This window comes from Yinghuangia seranimata, from assembly GCF_029953285.1.
GTDB classification, from domain to species: domain Bacteria; phylum Actinomycetota; class Actinomycetes; order Streptomycetales; family Streptomycetaceae; genus Yinghuangia; species Yinghuangia seranimata.
In genome coordinates this window covers 26,899-43,677 of record NZ_JASAOI010000039.1, presented here as the reverse complement: position 1 = coordinate 43,677, position 16,779 = coordinate 26,899, and the positions used below count along the sequence as shown (strand labels likewise).

Sequence of the window (16,779 nt, the reverse complement as noted above, 5' to 3'; positions counted from 1 at the left end):
CTCACCGATGCGCTACGAGCCTGAGACACATCTGGTCGTCCGCGAGTCGACCGCCGGAGAGACGGATGTGGGCATCCTCTGACGAGGGCCGGGGCGGCGCGGCTCAGTCGAGGATGTGGTCCGCCGGATCGGGCGAGCGCAACATCGTCCAGTAGTCGACCAGCCGCCACGGGTTGGAGACCACCACGCGGCCCTTGCTGTTCTGGTAGTAGCTGCGCACGCTGGGATGGCTCCAGACCCGCTGCTCCAGCGCCTGCTCGACCTCGGCGTTGTAGGCGTCGTGTGCGTCCTGGCGCGGCTCGATGGTGCGGACGCCGCTTTCGTGCAGCAGCCCGAGGCAGGCCAGCACGAAGTGCACCTGCGTCTCGGCGGTGATGTTGACGCCGGCACCGTGGTTGGGCGCGCTGTTGGGCCCGCCGAGGACGAACAGGTTCGGGAAGCCGGGCACCGTGAGGCCGAGGTGCGCGCGCGGGTCGTCGTCGCCCCAGACGTCCGTGAGCGCCGTGCCCCCGCGCCCGGTGATCCGGATGCCGTCGAGCATGGGCAGCACCTTGTAGCCGGTCGCGAGGATCAGCACGTCGGCCGGCGTCTCCACGCCGTCGGCGGTGACCACCCCGGTCGGTGTGACGCGCTCGATCGGCGACGTCACCAGCGCCACGTGGTCGCGGCGCAGCATCCGGTACCAGTTGCTGTCGCGCAGGATGCGCTTGCCGAACGGGGGATAGGAGGGGATCGCCTTCTCGAACAGGTCCGGGCGATCCGCCAACTCCTCGCGCGCATATGCGAGCAGCCACTGACGCATCTTCTCGCTGGCCTCGGACACGGCGCCGGGGGCGGTCCACTCGGGGTCGACGACCACGCGCACGAAGTTGCCATCGGAGGCGAACCAGTAGGTGAAGAACCGGAACCACTCGCCGTAGTAGGGGACATGCCGCATCGCCCACCGTGCGCCGGCGGGCACGGTCAGGTCGTCCTTCCGGCGCGGCATGACCCACGAGGGGGTGCGCTGGAAGACGGTCAGGTCCGCGACGTCGTCGACGATGGCGGGGCCGACCTGCATCGCGCTCGCGCCGGTGCCGACCATGGCGACGCGCTTCCCGGTCAGGTCGATCGACGGATCCCAGTCCGCGGTGTGCACGGTAGTGCCCGCGAAGTCGGCGAGGCCGGGGATGTCCGGTCGCACCGAGCCCTGGAAGAAGCCCATGGCGGTGACCACCGCATCGGCCCACTCCGTCTGTTCGCCGCCGTCGGGGCCCCGCGAGACGACCCGCCAGCGGGCGGAGGTCTCGTCGAACTCACAGGCCAGGACCTCGGTTTCGAAGACCGTGTGGTCACGCAGGCCGTGGCCGTCCGCGCAGCGGCGCAGGTAGTCCAGGACGTACTCGCCCTTGGAGTAGAACTCCGGCCAATCCGAAGTGATTTCGAAGGAGTAGGAGTAGAAGTGGCTTGGGGTGTCCACGCCGACACCCGGGTAGATGTTTGTGAGCCAGGTTCCGCCGACGTCCTTGTTGCGGTCGTAGATGCGGTAGCTGTAGCCGGCCTCGGCCAGCTTGATACCCGCGCAGATGCCCGAGAGCCCGGCCCCGATCACCGCTACATGGAAGTCCTCAGGCGGTCGCGGGCGTTCCGGCCGCAGGAGTTCGGGCGCGCCGGGGAGGCGGTCGAAGCCGCACTGCTCCAGCAGGAGGGGCACGAACTCCGCGTCGACGGTCTCGTGGACGTACGTCGAGGCGAGCCGCTGGAAGAACTCGGTCGGAATCGGGGCCGTGTCGCCCGCGAACGACGGGTCGGTCAGCACGTCGGCCAGCAGGTCGCGGATCTCGTCCGCCTCCGCTTCGGCGCCGCTTTCGGCGTTCGCCGGGTCGCAGACCACCGCGAAGCGCTCCAGATGCGTGGCGTCCCGGGTCAGCTGCGTCAATGACATCAGCAGCGTGCGTGGGTCGGCTTCAGCCAGGTGCGCGCGTACGGACGCGGTGTCGCCTCCCGGACCCGCGATCGGCAGGTCCGCGGGATTGGGCCGACGGTACACGGACGTGTGGCGAGGTGAATCGGTCATGGGCTTCTCCGTTGGACGGGAGCGAGGCGGCGCCCGCCGCACAGGGGAGCGGGGGCGGGGCGGATCATCCAGGCCTGCGAACACAGGGTGGCCATGCGCGAGTGGATAGACACACCGTCTAGTGAGTGAATGATGCATGCATCATGATTGAGTGTCCAGGAGTGGTGCGGATCATCGGCTCCGGCGCTGGAAGTTGTTGCCGCTTCGATGCATGATCTGACTCCTCGGTGGACAGAGTGTCCACCGACAAAGCCTGTCCAGCGATACGCCGGGGTGCGCGCTGCGCCGCCCCGCTTCCGGAGGCCTGCAGTGAACCCACAAGCGAACCAGCTCGTTCTTGTGCCGGAGTTGGCGGCGATCATGGCGGCGGTCCCACCGCTGCCGGTCATCACGGAGGACTCTGTTGCCGCGATACGGCAGCGGGTGGTCGAGGCCGCCGGCCGGCAGCCGCGGCCCGACCTACACGCCGTCGCGGACCGCCTGGTGCCCGGCCCCGCCGGCGACATCCCGGTCCGGGTCTACCGGCCTGTCGACGCGGACGACCTTCCGGTCCTGGTCTTCGCGCACGGTGGCGGGTGGGCGATCTGCGGCATCGAGACGCACGACGGCCTGTGCCGCGAGATCGCCAACCGCAGCGGCTGCCTTGTGGTCTCGGTCGAGTACCGCCTGGCGCCTGAGCACGTCTTCCCGGCCGCGGCCGAGGACTTCTACGCCGCCGCCCGGTGGGTGGCCGAGCACGCCCGCGAGATCGGCGGCGACCCCGACCGTGTCGCGGTCGGTGGGGACAGCGCGGGCGCGAACCTCGCCGCGGTCGCGGGGCTGATGGCGCGCGACCGCGGCGGGCCCCGCTTCGCGTTCCAGCTGCTCGCCTACCCCGGGCTCGACGCGGTCTCCGAGCGCCCGTCCGCCACCGAGAACGCCGACGCACCCATGCTCAACCGCGCGAGTTCCCAGTCGATGTGGCGTGCCTACGCCGGGGGCGCCGACCTGCGTGACCCTTACCTGTCGCCGCTCCACGCCGACGACCTCGCGGGGCTGCCGCCGGGGCTGATCGTCACGGCCCAGTACGACATGGGGCGCGACGACGCACATGCCTACGCCGCATCGGTCGGCAAGGCGGGCGGGGCGGTTGAGGTGCTGGAGGTGCAGGGCGCGGTGCACGGATTCCTCTCGTACTACGCGCAGGTGCCGGCGGCCTCGGGCGCACTGGACCACGCCTGCGCGGCGCTGCGCGCGGCCGTCGCCGACCCTGGATCTCCATACGCCGATCGTCTATAAGTGTAACCCGTACGTAAAATCCGGGCCCGGTTCGCCGGGCCCGGAGCCGCTCCACAGGTGGAGGTACTTCCGTATGACCGCCCCCGAGGCCCCGGTGTCGCGCCGGATCACCCACGCCGAGCTCGTGTACCGTCCCGGCGAGCGCGCGCTGGCCGCCCGCGTCTTCGAACTGCTCGGCTGCCGCGTCAAAGACCGCGGCAACCACTGGTTCACCGCGTTCGTCGACCCGGCGGTCGAGGACTACACCACCAACACCCTGTACGCCTCGGAAGTCACCCCGGAACAGTGGGCGTTCGAGCAGGAGCTCGCCGGACGGCTGAGCGGGGACCTCGGCGACAAGGCCGCCGCGTGGACCGCCCACGTGCGCGGCAATCCGCAGTACTCCTTCCACTTCGGTATCCGCCTCGCCACCCGCGACATCCTCGAACGCACCCTCGCCGACATCGAGGAAGCCGGGAAGAACGACCCCGAGCTCGCCGGGCGCGTCAGCGTCTCCGGCGTCTATCGCCCCGAGGGCCCCGACGCCGCGACCGACACGATGATGCAGGTCTTCGTGCACACCGACGTCATCGCCTCCGGGCTGCTCACCTTCGGCCAGCACGTCGAACTGCAGTGGCACGTGCCCAGCTGACGCACCCGTGCCCGCCGCCAGCACTCACCACCCAAGGAGCGAAACCATGTACGACCTCGACGGCACCGTCGCGCTGATCACCGGCGCCGCACAGGGGCAAGGGGCCGCCGAGGCGCGGATGTTCGTCCGGTGCGGCGCACGCGTGCTGTTGACCGACGTTCAGGAGGACGCGGTGGCTGCCGTCGCTTCCGAGCTTGGCGACGCGGCCGCGTACATCCGCCACGACGTCAGCGACGAGAAGGACTGGTCCGCCGCCGTCGACGCGGCCGTGACGCGGTTCGGCCGCCTCGACGTCCTGGTCAACAACGCGGCCGCCATGCGCCTGGTCGCGCTCGAGGACGAATCGCCGGAGGCGTTCCGCCGCATCCTCGACGTCAACCTGGTCGGCGCATTCCTCGGCATCCGCGCCGTCGTCCCGGCCATGCGGGAGGCCGGGGGAGGCGCGGTCATCAACGTCGCCTCGGCCAGCGGCGTGCAGGGTCAGGCATGGGCCTCGGCGTACTCGGCCAGCAAGTGGGGGATCCGAGGGCTCACGCGTACGGCCGCCATCGAGCTCGGGCCGGACGGCATCCGCGTCAATGCGCTCGTCCCCGGCCCGATCCGCACCGCCATGCTGCCGGGAGACCGCAGCGGCGCCGAGGCGGACACCCGCTTCGCGCGCCTCCCCCTGGGTCGCGCCGGGGAGGTCGACGAGATCGCGCACATGGCGGCGTTCCTCGCCTCGCCGGGTGCCTCGTACTTGACCGGTGCCGATTACGTCGTCGACGGAGGCATGCTGGCCGGCCCGGTTGCAGCCCAGCGCCCGGTCGCACCCATGCTCTTCCACTGAAACCACCGCGTCCGCCGATCCAGTGGCCAGGGTGCGTAACCTTGACCCACACCCCGTCGGAGCGCACGGGGCGCGGTGAAGGGGACGTGGATGACTCAGGAGACTGGCGGCGCGCGCGGGCGCGGACGCCCCGCGCGCCTCTCCCGCGACCAGATCATCGACGGCGCCGTGGCGCTGGTCTACGACGACCCGGCCACGCCGCTGACGATCAAGCGGGTCTCCGAAGCGGTGAACTCGGCGCCGATGGCGCTGTACAGGTACTTCCCGGACCGTGACGACCTGCTGCACGCGGTCGCCGACCGGGTCGCCGCCGACATGCGGTTCGACAAGCCCGCCGGAGCGACGTGGCAGGAGCAGCTGCGCGAATGGATGCTGCTGAGCCTGGAGCACCTGCGGCCGTATCCGCAGCTACTGCCCTACATCGCCTCCACACGCAAGCCGGCCTGGCTGCCGTCCTTTGTCCTGCTGACCGAGATCCTCCAGCCCCTCGGGCTCAGCGACGAGGACACGGCGCTCGCGGTCACGCTCGTCGGCACGACCATCGTCGGACACGCCACCCTCGCCGCGCAGCGCGCCCCCGTGGACGAGATGCTGCCGACCCTGCGCGAAGCGCTCCGAGCCGAAGAGCCGGACGCGCGGGAGCGTGTGGGCCCCGTCCTCGACCAACTTCCGAACGCCTTCGCGCGCTTGTACGACGTGGTGATCGACAACACGATCACTGCGATCGAGGCGCTGGGAGGTAAAGCCCCCGCTCGCGGCCGCCACCCGAAGTCGCCCGGCCGCAAGACGCCGCTGGCCCCCATATTCACCAACGCCGCACCGCTGTAGGGGCGGTGCGGCGTCGCGGCGGCCGTGCGCGATCAGGTGAGATCGGGCGGCACCGTCGGCCGGTCCATTGCGAACACCCGTCGGCGGATCCGCCATCCGACGGAGGTGCGGATCACGTGGTCGACGAAGCGGCCCGTGGTGTTGACGCTCCCGCTGTGCTCGGCACCGGTGCGCAGCATGCCCAGGAGGTAGTAGTGCGCGGCGGCGCCGGTCGGTGTCGGCTCGATCCACAGGTTGCTCACCACGTGCCACGCGTGCCCGGATGTCCAGGTGGCGGTGTCCCGGGCGTGCCGGATCTGTTCTGCCAGGCCCTTGTACTCGCCGATGCCGACCAGCTCGGTCACCACGTCCTCGGTGAACAACTCGGCGAAGCGCTCGTACACGCCGTAGTCCGAGTAGTGGCAGAACCGGGCCGGCAGGCTGGCGATCTCGAGGCGGTCCGTTGCGGACAGTGCGGGTGCCTGGCGGAAGGGGCTGCCGTGCGTGTCGGTGGTTGTCATGCGGCCGCCACCGGCTTGGGGAGCGGGTCGCCCATGCGGGCGTACGCGTCGGCCATGCTTCCGGCGACGAACGCGTCCCACCGGTGGCCATCGACATCGGCGAGCTCACCGCGCCAGAACTCGACCGGTGCCAGGCTGCCCTCGAAGTGAGGCATGTCGGACGAGAACACCGCGACGCCCGGGAGCGTCTCGAACAGCCGGACGGGGGACTGGGCGGGCTGCGGCAACGGGCTGATGCGCACGTTGCGCTGGATGTACTCGCTGGGCTTGAGCGGCAGTTCGTACGGTCCGAGCAGCGCCGCGGAGGCCGGGGCGGCGCGCCCGTCCATGTTCGCCACCGCGAACTCAAGCCAGTCGATGCCCGTTTCGCACAGCAGCAGGGTCAGGTTCGGGTGCCGCTCGAAGACTCCGCCGAAAACCATGGCGTTGAGGTACACCTGCGCGGCCTGGAACGACTGGCTCGTGCTCATGCGCGTGATGAGCGAGGGGTCGTCGGTGTTGGAGTAGGCCGGGTGGTACCTGGGCGGCATCATCCCCACATGCAGCACGGCGACCATGCCCAGGTCCGTCGCCGCCGACCAGACCTTGTCGAAGTCCGGGTGGAACGGCGGGATGTTGTTGCTGAACTCGGTCGTGACATGGAAGGCCCGGCTGCCGCGTGCGCGCATGCGGGTCAGCTCGGCGACGACCCAGTCGAGCTCGTCGAAATGCGTGACCGTCACCGGTAGCAGGCGGTCGCGGTGCGCCGACATCGCGTCGCTGAGGTAGGTGTTGAGCGCCCGCGCGGTGTCGCGGGCGAGTTCCGGGTCGCTCAGACAGCGCATGAGCGTGTATCCGGCACCGGAGATGACGTTCTGGACGGCGATGCCCTGGGCGTCCAGTGCGGCGATCCGCGCGTCCGCGTCGACCGTGGGGTGCTGGCAGTGCCCGTTGATCGTGGCGGGTCCGTCGTCCGGGTACATGGCCCGCAGGAACGGCGTCACCAGGCGTTCCAGTGGCACGCGGTCGGTCTGCGGGACCATCGGGCGGATGCCGTCGGAGACGAAGTACGCGAACTGCTCAGGGCCACGTAGCGCGAACTCCGGCTCGTGCTGCGGGAACAGCTCGGGCAGCCTGCGCTTCAGGGAGGGGAAGGCGTCCAGCCAGTCCGACGGCGGTTCGAAGTGGGAGTCGACGTCGTAGACGTACACGGCACATCCTTCCGGCGGCGCAATTTAATGTTGCGGTTACGCTAAATGTCAGGAGCGAAGAATGGAAGACACTCTGACCAGTGAGTGGACGCACACTGCGCGACGGCGAGGCCTGGCCCACTAGGCTGACGGCATGGCTGCCACCACTCGTCGATCGTCCGGATCCGCGGACCGCGCACAGGCTCCGGACCTGCGGGCGCAGCAGAAGCAGTACACCCGCCGGCGGCTCATCGCCGCGGCGTGCGACGTCTTCGAGGCGAAGGGCTACGAGGCGGCCACGGTCGACGACATCGTGGCCGAGGCCGGCGCCGCGCGGGCGACCTTCTACCTGCACTTCACCGGCAAGGCCGACATCGTCGCCGAGCTGGCCGACCGCATCTGGGCCGACACCGGGGCGAACTTCGCCGCGTTCGGCGAACTGCCCGACTGGTCGCATGCCACCATCCGCGGCTGGCTCGACAAGTACGTCAACGGAGCCTCGGAGAATCGGCAGGCGCTGCGCATCTTCGCCGAACAGCTGCCGCACACGCTGCGCGAGCAGCACCAGGAGCATGTGAAGGACTTCGTCGCCGCCGTCATGCGGCCGCCGGAGCGCTGGGCGCACTTCTCGAAGCCGGAGGCCAGGCGCCGCGCCTACCTGCTCGTCACGCAGTTGGAGACGTTCATGCCGTCGTGGATGGCGGGGCGCTGGGCCCGCGAGGGTCCCGCATTTTTGCACACCGTGGCCACGGTCTGGCGCAACACCCTCGAGGCCGACCGGCTGTGAGCCGGAGCGTGGGTCGCCCGTCCCCGGCTCGGGCGACCCACGCGGCTCAGGGGGTGGACACGGCCGCCTCTATGTCGGCGAGCAGGTCGGGTGCGAGGGCGGTCAGGGCCTCGGCGTTGGCGGTCACCTGCTCGGGGGAGGTCGCGCCGACCAGGACCGACGGTACGGAGGGCTGGGCGGCGAGCCACGACAGCGCCGCCGCGACGAGGCTCAGGCCGGCCTTGTCCGCGACCGCGCGCAGCCGTTCCACCGCCGCGAAGTTCGCCTCGGTCGCGACCGAGGCGAAGTACGGAAGGGCCGCCAGCCGCGAGCCCTCCGGGTAGTCCGCGCCGTGCCGGTACTTGCCGGTGAGGAGGCCGGAGGCGAGCGGGAAGTAGGGGATGACCCCGACGCCGAAGTGCTCAGCGGCGGGGACCAGCTCGCGTTCGGCGTCGCGGGTCAGCAGGTTCCATTCCGCCTGCACCGCCACGAACCGGGCCAGCCCCTCGCGGCGGGCGGTGTGCGCCGCGTCCGCGAGCTGCCATGCGGCCAGGTTGGACGCGGCGGTGTAACGCACCTTGCCCGCGCGTACCAGGTCGTCCAGCGCACCGAGGGTCTCCTCGATCGGGGTCACCGGGTCGGGGTAGTGCTGGTAGTAGAGATCGATGTGGTCTGTGCCCAGCCGACGCAGACTGTCTTCGCAGGCACGGACGATGTATCGGCGCGACGAGCCGCCGCCGTACGGACCGGGCGCCATCGGAGCGCCGAACTTGGACGCGATCACGACCTGGTCGCGCCGCGGGCCGAGCGCCTTGCCGAGGATTTCTTCGGATGCACCCTTCGCGTAGATGTCGGCCGTGTCGAACAAGGTGATGCCGGCGTCGAGTGCGGCGCCGACAACGGCGTCCGCCGCGCTCTGGTCGATCTTCATGCCGAAGTTGTTGCAGCCCAGTCCGAGGGACGACACCTTCAGGCCGGACCGGCCGACGTTCGAGTACTGCACACGTGCTCCTTGCTTGGTGGCGGGCGCCGGAGGCGTCTTCAGTCGTTGGCGAGGTGGGCGTAGCCGCCCCGCAGCTCGCGCTTGAGGATCTTGCCGCTGGGGTTCTTCGGCAGCGCCTCCGCGACCGCGACGTACTTGGGGACCTTGAAGCCCGCCAGCCGGGCGCGGCAGTGCGCGATCACGTCGTCCGGGTCGATCTTCTCGCCGGGTTTGGCGACGACGACGGCGGTGACGGCCTCGATCCAGTACGGGTGGGCGATGCCGAAGACGGCGGCCTCGGCGACGGCGGGGTGCTGGTGGATGACCTCTTCGACCTCGCGGCTGGCGACGTTCTCGCCGCCGGTCTTGACCATGTCCTTCTTGCGGTCGACGACGGTGAGGTAGCCCTCGTCGTCCAGGACGCCCAGGTCGCCGGAGTGGAACCACTGGTTGCGGAAGGCCTCGGCGGTGCGGTCGGGGTCGTTCCAGTAGCCGAGCATCGTGTGCGGGCCGCGGTGCACGATCTCGCCGACGGTGCCCGGCGGGACCGGCTCGTCGTTGTCGTCGACGACGCGGGTCTCGACGTTCAGCCCGGCGCGGCCGGCGGACCCGGCTTTGCGTTCCTGGTCGGCCGGGCCGAGGATGGTGGCGACGGGGGACATCTCGGTCTGGCCGTAGAAGTTGTACAGCGCCAACTGCGGCAGGCGGCGCCGCAGTTCGTGCAGCACCTCGACGGGCATGGCGGCCGCGCCGTAGTAGCCCTTGCGCAGGGTGGACAGGTCGCGGGTGTCGAAGTCGGGGTGCCGCAGCAGCGAGATCCACACCGTCGGCGGGCAGAACAGCTTGGTGACCTTCTCGGCCTCGACGGTCGCGAGGATGGTCGCGGCATCGGGCGCGGGCAGGATGACCGAGGTGGCGCCGAGCTGGATGTCGGGCGTCAGGAAGCAGTGCAGCTGCGCGCAGTGGTACAGCGGCAGGGCGTGGATCTCGACGTCATCGGATCCCATGCCGCCGTCCACGATCGCGGTGGTGTACTGCGCGATGAGGTTGCGGCTGGTCATCACGGCGCCCTTGGGGCGTGACTCGGTGCCGGAGGTGTACATGATCTGGACGGGGTCGTCGTCGTCCAGGTCGACGTCGGGGCAGGTGGCGGTGGACGCGCCGAGCGCGGCGAACGGCTCCCAGCCCTCGGCCCCGGCGGTGCCGCCGGCCGGGATCACGGCGCGCACGCTCAGCGCCTCCGGGGCGAGGCCCGCGGCGGCGAGCGCCGCGTCCGCCGTGGCGGTCAGGTCGGCGCCTGCGACGACGCCGGTGGCGCCGGCGTGGGTGAGGACGTAGGCGACCTCGTCGGGGTTGAGCATGAAGTTGACCGGGACCGACACGGCGCCGATCCGGGCGAGTGCGAAGTAGGCGGTCGCGAAGCCGTGTGAGTTGCGGGCCAGCAGGACGACGCGGTCGCCCTTGGCCACCCCGCGCTCGGCGAACCCGGCGGCGGTGCGGGTGACGAGCGCGTCGAACTCGGCGAAGGTCTGCCGCAGCGGCCCGAACACGATCGCGGTCTTGTGCGGGGTGCGGGCGGCGGACCGGGCCAGCAGGTCGGCGAGCCCGTGCCGGCGCGCGCGGGTATGCGGGGGTGCGGACGGTGTCGTCACGTGGGGTTCTCCTGTGGCGCGGACCACTTGGCCGATGTCGCGGAGAGTATATGTGTAACGCTTACACGAAACCATGGATCACGGTCTCGCGGAGCCCTTGGCGGCGTCATCATAGCTATGATAGCTATGAAAGTGCTTCATCGAGTTTCCCGCCGATGCCCGTGGGGTCGGCGCTTGAGGACGAGGGATTTTGATGACCGATCAGAAGCGCGTTGTCTATGCGACCGCCGTCTACGACCAGGCCGAGATCGACGCGGTCATGTCAGTCCTGACCGAGGGGCAGAACGGCCTCCGCATCGGCCCGCACGTTGCCGAGATGGAGCGCAGCGTTGCCGACCTCTTCGGCAAGCGCCACGGTGTGATGGTCAGTTCCGGATCGGCGGCTCTGTTCCTCGCGATCGAACTTCTCGACCTGCCGAAGGGCGCGGAGGTGATCACCTCCCCGCTCACCTTCTCCACCGACCTGTCGTGTCTGCTGCGCGCCGGACTCGTCCCGGTGTTCGTCGACGTCGAGCCCGACACCTTCCAGATCGACGTCACCAAGATCGAGGAGATGGTCAGCGACAAGACCGGCGCCATCCTCGTCCCCAACCTGGCCGGCAACGCGCCCGACTGGGACACCATCCGTGAGATCGCCGACCGGCGCGGGCTCAAGGTCATCGAGGACTCGTGCGACGCCGTCGGCGCCACGTTGCGCGGCACACCCACCGGCGCCCGCTCCGACATCTCGGTCACGAGCTTCTCGCTCTCGCACATCATCACCGCAGCCGGCACAGGCGGCATGGTGATGCTCGACGACGACGAACTGCGCGACCGCTGCCTGACGTTGCGTGGTTGGGGCCGTCGGTCCGAGGCGCAGCTGTTCGGCTCCAAGGCCGGCTCGCGCGACTTCTGGACCGATCTGGACGGCATCAGCTACGACAACATGTTCATCTTCGACGAGGCTGGCTGGAACTTCCTCCCGACCGAGCTGTGCGCGGCCTTCGGTGTCGAGCAGGTCAAGAAGCTCGACCGCAACTACGCCCGCCGCCAACACAACTTCGACCGCTACACCGAGGTCCTGACGCGCCACGACCGGTACTTCACCCCGCCGCGGCAGCTCGACGGACTCAACACAGCGTGGCTGTCGTACTGCTTCCTCATCAAGCCGGACGCAGGCTTTGGCCGCAGCGACCTGCAGCAGTACCTGGAAGCGCGCGGCATAGACACGCGCGTCGTGTGGACGGGCAACGCCGCGCGCCAGCCCTTCATGAAGAACGTCGCCTTCCGCCAGCCGGAAGGCGGGCTTCCCGGCGCCGACCACGTCATGGAGTTCGGGATGCTGATCTCGTGCAACCACGGTCTGTCGGACGAGATGCTCGACCACGTGGGTGCCCAGATCGACGCGTTCATCAGCGAACAGTCGGACGCCGCCTGACCACGCCGGAACGTGCCTGGCGGCCGCCGACTCCCGCGGCGGCCGCCGGGCACGCGTACGAAAGGCCCTCGCGCATGACCGATCCGGTGTGGCCGCACGACCCGCAGAACCCCGACCTGAGTCTCCCTCTGGCGGGAGTGCGGGTACTCGACCTGTCCCGCATCCTCGCCGGCCCGCTCGCCGCCACGATCCTCGCCGACCTCGGTGCGGACGTCATCAAGGTCGAATCGCCGCAGCGCGACGAGACCCGCCGGTGGGGGCCGCCGTTCCACGGTGAGGACGCCGCGTACTACCTGGCGGTGAACCGCAACCGGCGGGCGATGGCGCTCGACCTGCGGTCCGACACGGACCTGGACGTCGTCCGGACACTTGCCGCGGCGGCCGACGTCGTCATCGAGAACTTCCTGCCACGGCAGCTCACTTCCCTCGGGCTCGACCGCATCCGGGAGGAGAGTCGCCGCGCCGTCTGGGTGTCCGTACGCGGCGCGGGCGCCGACGGCCCCCTCGCGGACCAACCCGGATACGACGCCATGGCCCAGGCCCGCTCGGGCATCATGTCCGTCACCGGCCACCCCGGGACCGGCGCCACGAAGGTCGGCTTGCCGGTCGTTGACGTGATGACCGGCCTGTACGCCGCGATCGGCGCCCTCGGCGCACTTCTGGGACACCACCGCGACCCGGACGGACGGCCCGCGCACGTCGAAGTCCCCCTGTTCGAATGCGGCGTCGCGGCGCTCATGAACCAGGCGGCGAACCACCTCATCGGAGGCACGGTGCCGGGGCTGCTGGGCAACCTGCATCCGAACGTCGCTCCGTACGGGCCCATGCCCACCGCCGACGGCGAACTGGTCCTCGGCGCCACCAGCGACCGCCAGTTCGCCGCCCTCTGCGATGTGCTCGGCCTGCCGGACCTGCCCGCCGACCCGGGCTTCGCCACCAACGCCGCACGGCTGGCCCGCCGCCACGAGCTCACCGACCTCCTCGCCGCCGTCCTGCGCGCCGAGTCCACGCGCACATGGGAGTGCAGGTTCGCCGAGGCCGGCATACCGTGCGCGCCCGTCAACCGCGTCGACGACGTCTTCCGCGAAGAGCAAGTCACCGCAGGGGAGTTGGTGCAGAACATCGAGCACCCGGCCGGCCCCATCCGGCTGGTCGCCTCGCCGCTCACGATCGACGGCAAGCGCCCGCCGATCCGCCGTGCACCTCCACTGTTCGGCGAACACACGGCGGAGATCCTCGACGCGTTGCGTCACGCCGCCCACGACTGACCAGAAGGAACACCGTATGTTCGAACTCACCGGCAGGACCGCCCTCGTGACCGGAGCGGGACAAGGGGTCGGAGGGGGAATCGCCGAAGCGCTGGCGGCCCAGGGCGCCCAGGTGGCGGTCAACGACCTCGACCCGCAGCGTGCCGAAGACAAGGCGAAAGCGTTGCGCGACGCTGGCCACAACGCACACGCCGTCCCGTTCGACGTCACCGACCACGGCGCGGTCCGGGACGCCGTCCGGGCATTCGAGCGGAGCGTCGGGCCGGTGGACATCCTGGTCAACAACGTCGGCAACGCGGGAAGCGGGGAGTTCCGCCCCCGTCCCTTCCGCGAGTCCGATCCAGCCGACTGGCGGCGCTTTACCGAGGTGAACCTCTTCGGGGTCATGAACTGCGTCAAGGCCGTCATCGACGGGATGAGTGCCCGGCGGTACGGGCGGATCATCACCATTGCGTCGGGCTCGGGCGTGGTCGGCCAGGCGATCGGGGTCTCGCTCTACGCCGCCGCGAAGGGCGGCGCCATCGCCTTCATGAGGCATCTGGCGATGGAATCCGCCGCCGACGGCGTGACCGCCAACACCATTGCGCTCGGCCTCATCGACCCCGCGGCGAGCGGTCGCGAGGGCGCGCAGGTACGGGAAATGGCCGCGCGGCTACCGGTCGGCCGCATCGGCCTGCCCTCCGACCCGGCGGCGATGTGCGCCTACCTGGCATCGAACGAGGCGTCCTGGATCACCGGCCAGACACTCCACCTCAACGGCGGCTCGTACACCTCCTGAGCCGCACCCGGCACGCCGTTTCGCACCGGCGTGTCCGCGTCGGGCGCCATGCCCTGCCGAGGGCACCGCAGCATGGCGGCGGCCGTCGCGGCGGCGCTGGACTGACGGGGGAGCGGCGGCCTGGCACGCCCGGCCGCCGGTCTCTCCTGCGGCGATGGTCGTGATGAGGCCGCCGCGTGTGGGCTACGTGTTCGAGGCCGGTGCAGAGGCCGCGGCGCGGCTGGAGTCGCGGACGACGAGTTCGGGCTGCAGGACGATGCGCTGGTGGGTGTGGGCGGCCTCGGCCCCGTCGGTCTCCTGCAGCAGCAGTTCGGCGGCGGTGCGGCCGATGCGGGCGGCGGGCTGACGCACCGAGGTCAGGGGGACGGCGGCTGCGGCGGCGAACTCGATGTCGTCGTAGCCGACCAGTGCGATGTCGTGCGGCACGCGCACGCCCGCCGCGTACAGGGACTGCAGGACGCCCAGGGCCAGCAGGTCGTTCGCGCAGAACACCGCCGTGGGTCGTGGTGCAAGGCCCAGCAGCCGTGCGCCGGCGTCACGGCCGGCGGACACGTCGAGGCGATCCGAGTCGAGGGGTAGGAACGCGTCGTCGCCGAGCCCGGCCTCGCGGACCGCCTCGAGTCCTCCGGCGTACCGGTCGCGGACCTGGGCCAGGTGCATGGGGCCGCCGACATAGGCGATCCGCCGATGCCCGGCGGAGAGGAGGTGGCGGACCGCCATGCTCCCGCCGAGCACATCGTCGATGGAGACCGAGCAGCCCTGGTCGGCGGGCAGGGAGCGGTCGACCAGGACGAAGGGGATGCCTCGTGAGCGGAGCGTCTCGACCGCGCGTCCGCTGGTGTCCGCCGGCGTGACGAGGACCCCGCGCACCCGCTGCTCGGCGAACAGGGACAGGTACTCGGATTCCTCCGACGTGCTGCCCGCGCTGTTGCAGACCATGACGCCGAGGTCGGCGTCGCGCAGCGCGCGCTCGGCACCCTTCGCCACCTCGGCGAAGAACGGGTTGGCCAGGTCCAGCACGAGCATGGCGACGATGCGGCTCTGCCCCGCGCGGAGCTGGCGCGCGGTGTCGCTGCGGACGTAGCCGAGGCGCTCTATGGCCGCGCGCACCCGGATCCGGGTGTCGTCGGAGACGAGCTCGGGATTGTTGATCACGTTCGAGACGGTGCCGACGGAGACGCCGGCCTGACGCGCGACGTCTTTGATGCCCACTTTGCCCGCCACGTGTGCCGCCCCTGAGATCGTTTCAGTGTCCCGCTTCCTGGTAGCGACATAGTAGGCGCCCGGCTGGATCTCCCATGGATGCCCTGCTCTCGCGTCGATGTTCGGTTCTGGGCGGAGTCGTTGACAGTCCATGTTTTCGTGGATAGCTTACACGAAATTGAAACGTTTCATTGCGTTCACGGCAGCTCAGAACATGGAGTTGAGATGGCATCCACGGCCGCGGTGCGTGCCGCGCTGAAGACCCAGCGGATAGAGACGCCCTCCTGGGCGTACGGGAACTCGGGGACGCGGTTCAAGGTCTTCGCGCAGCAGGGGGTGCCGCGCGACCCGTTCGAGAAGCTGGCGGACGCGGCTCAGGTGCACGCGTTCACCGGTGGCGCCCCGTCCGTCTCGCTGCACATCCCGTGGGACAAGGTCGACGACTACGCCGCGCTGGCCAAGCACGCAGAGGGTCTGGGCGTGCGTATCGGCGCGATCAACTCCAATGTCTTCCAGGACGACGACTACATGCTCGGCTCGGTGACCAACCCCGACCCGCGGATCCGCCGCAAGGCGACCGACCACCTGCTGGAGTGCGTCGACATCATGGACGCGACCGGCTCACGGGACCTGAAGCTGTGGTTCTCGGACGGTACGAACTACCCGGGGCAGGACGACATCCGGGCCCGCCAGGACCGGCTGGCCGAGGCGCTGGCCGAGGTGTACACGCGGCTGACCGGCGAGCAACGGATGATCCTGGAGTACAAGTTCTTCGAGCCGGCGTTCTACACGACCGATGTCCCGGACTGGGGCACGGCGTACGCCCACTGCCTCAAGTTGGGGGAGCGGGCCAAGGTCGTCGTCGACACCGGGCACCACGCGCCGGGCACGAACATCGAGTTCATCGTCGCGTTCCTGCTGCGTGAGGGAAAGCTGGGCGCGTTCGACTTCAACTCGCGGTTCTACGCCGACGACGACCTGATGGTCGGAGCGGCGGACCCGTTCCAGCTGTTCCGCATCATGCACGAGGTCGTGCGCGGCGGCGGGCTGGAAGCGGCCACCGAGGTCGCGTTCATGCTCGACCAGTGCCACAACATCGAGCCGAAGATCCCCGGCCAGATCCGCTCGGTGATGAACGTCCAGGAGGCGACCGCCAAGGCGCTGCTGGTCGATGCGGACGCGCTGGCCGCCGCTCAGCAGTCGGGTGACGTGCTCGGCGCGAACGCGGTGCTGATGGACGCCTACAACACCGATGTGCGCCCGCTGCTGGCCGACCTGCGCGAAGAGCTGGGCCTGGCGGCGGACCCGATGGCCGCCTACGCCGCGTCGAGCTACGCCGAGCGCATCAAGGCCGAGCGTGTCGGCGGCTCCCAGGCCGGCTGGGGCGCCTGACCAGCGCTCCCGATCCGATCCACCTTTCCT

The 16,779-nt window shown here is 70.1% G+C and carries 15 protein-coding genes; 9 read left to right on the top strand and 6 right to left on the bottom strand.

Features of this window, described 5'->3' with window-relative positions:
• Nucleotides 1–103: 103 nt before the first annotated feature.
• Nucleotides 104–2,056: a flavin-containing monooxygenase gene (locus QI554_RS25055; RefSeq protein ID WP_281472563.1), complete on the bottom strand. Its 1,953-nt coding sequence runs from the start codon at nucleotides 2,054–2,056 to the stop codon at nucleotides 104–106.
• A 309-nt stretch (nucleotides 2,057–2,365) separates the two neighbouring features.
• Between QI554_RS25055 and QI554_RS25050 the strand changes: the two genes are divergently transcribed.
• From QI554_RS25050 to QI554_RS25035, 4 genes are all read left to right on the top strand, one after another.
• On the top strand, nucleotides 2,366–3,334 hold the full coding sequence (locus QI554_RS25050; RefSeq protein ID WP_281472562.1) for an alpha/beta hydrolase: 969 nt from the start codon (nucleotides 2,366–2,368) through the stop codon (nucleotides 3,332–3,334).
• Nucleotides 3,335–3,407: 73 nt separating this feature from the next.
• On the top strand, nucleotides 3,408–3,965 hold the full coding sequence (locus tag QI554_RS25045) for a hypothetical protein (RefSeq protein ID WP_281472560.1): 558 nt from the start codon (nucleotides 3,408–3,410) through the stop codon (nucleotides 3,963–3,965).
• Between the two features lie 46 nt (nucleotides 3,966–4,011).
• Complete coding sequence (locus tag QI554_RS25040; RefSeq protein WP_281472559.1) at nucleotides 4,012–4,794, top strand: SDR family NAD(P)-dependent oxidoreductase; 783 nt, start codon at nucleotides 4,012–4,014, stop codon at nucleotides 4,792–4,794.
• A gap of 90 nt (nucleotides 4,795–4,884) precedes the next feature.
• On the top strand, nucleotides 4,885–5,622 hold the full coding sequence (locus QI554_RS25035; RefSeq protein WP_281472557.1) for a TetR/AcrR family transcriptional regulator: 738 nt from the start codon (nucleotides 4,885–4,887) through the stop codon (nucleotides 5,620–5,622).
• Between the two features lie 32 nt (nucleotides 5,623–5,654).
• Here QI554_RS25035 and QI554_RS25030 read toward each other — a convergent pair whose 3' ends face one another.
• Together QI554_RS25030 and QI554_RS25025 are read right to left on the bottom strand one after the other, a co-directional pair.
• Nucleotides 5,655–6,122 carry a nuclear transport factor 2 family protein gene (locus QI554_RS25030; protein ID WP_281472556.1) on the bottom strand — a complete coding sequence of 156 codons (468 nt, stop codon included), beginning with the start codon at nucleotides 6,120–6,122 and terminating at the stop codon, nucleotides 5,655–5,657.
• Nucleotides 6,119–7,312, bottom strand: coding sequence for an amidohydrolase family protein (locus tag QI554_RS25025; protein ID WP_281472554.1), 1,194 nt, complete (start codon nucleotides 7,310–7,312; stop codon nucleotides 6,119–6,121). Before QI554_RS25025 ends, QI554_RS25030 begins: the two co-directional genes overlap by 4 nt.
• A 133-nt stretch (nucleotides 7,313–7,445) precedes the next feature.
• Here QI554_RS25025 and QI554_RS25020 point away from each other — a divergent pair, with 133 nt between their 5' ends.
• Complete coding sequence (locus QI554_RS25020) at nucleotides 7,446–8,078, top strand: TetR/AcrR family transcriptional regulator (RefSeq protein ID WP_281472553.1); 633 nt, start codon at nucleotides 7,446–7,448, stop codon at nucleotides 8,076–8,078.
• A 46-nt stretch (nucleotides 8,079–8,124) separates the two neighbouring features.
• On the opposite strand, the gene QI554_RS25015 is transcribed toward QI554_RS25020, so the two are convergent.
• Nucleotides 8,125–9,060, bottom strand: a complete 936-nt coding sequence (locus QI554_RS25015; RefSeq protein ID WP_281472551.1) for an aldo/keto reductase — start codon at nucleotides 9,058–9,060, stop codon at nucleotides 8,125–8,127.
• A gap of 38 nt (nucleotides 9,061–9,098) precedes the next feature.
• A complete protein-coding gene (locus QI554_RS25010; protein WP_281472550.1) occupies nucleotides 9,099–10,691 on the bottom strand; it encodes a fatty acyl-CoA synthetase in 1,593 nt (530 codons plus the stop codon).
• 193 nt (nucleotides 10,692–10,884) lie between these two features.
• On the opposite strand from QI554_RS25010, the gene QI554_RS25005 reads away from it, so the two are divergent.
• From QI554_RS25005 to QI554_RS24995, 3 genes are all read left to right on the top strand, one after another.
• Nucleotides 10,885–12,108, top strand: coding sequence for a DegT/DnrJ/EryC1/StrS family aminotransferase (locus QI554_RS25005; RefSeq protein ID WP_281472548.1), 1,224 nt, complete (start codon nucleotides 10,885–10,887; stop codon nucleotides 12,106–12,108).
• A gap of 74 nt (nucleotides 12,109–12,182) precedes the next feature.
• Complete coding sequence (locus tag QI554_RS25000; protein WP_281472547.1) at nucleotides 12,183–13,376, top strand: CaiB/BaiF CoA transferase family protein; 1,194 nt, start codon at nucleotides 12,183–12,185, stop codon at nucleotides 13,374–13,376.
• A gap of 16 nt (nucleotides 13,377–13,392) precedes the next feature.
• Nucleotides 13,393–14,154 carry an SDR family NAD(P)-dependent oxidoreductase gene (locus QI554_RS24995; protein ID WP_281472546.1) on the top strand — a complete coding sequence of 254 codons (762 nt, stop codon included), beginning with the start codon at nucleotides 13,393–13,395 and terminating at the stop codon, nucleotides 14,152–14,154.
• Between the two features lie 183 nt (nucleotides 14,155–14,337).
• On the opposite strand, the gene QI554_RS24990 is transcribed toward QI554_RS24995, so the two are convergent.
• The gene (locus QI554_RS24990; protein ID WP_281472545.1) at nucleotides 14,338–15,378 is read right to left on the bottom strand and encodes a LacI family DNA-binding transcriptional regulator; all 1,041 of its coding nucleotides are present in this window, start codon (nucleotides 15,376–15,378) and stop codon (nucleotides 14,338–14,340) included.
• Nucleotides 15,379–15,582: 204 nt separating this feature from the next.
• Here QI554_RS24990 and rhaI point away from each other — a divergent pair, with 204 nt between their 5' ends.
• Complete coding sequence (rhaI, locus tag QI554_RS24985) at nucleotides 15,583–16,749, top strand: L-rhamnose isomerase (protein WP_281472543.1); 1,167 nt, start codon at nucleotides 15,583–15,585, stop codon at nucleotides 16,747–16,749.
• Nucleotides 16,750–16,779 lie beyond the last annotated feature (30 nt).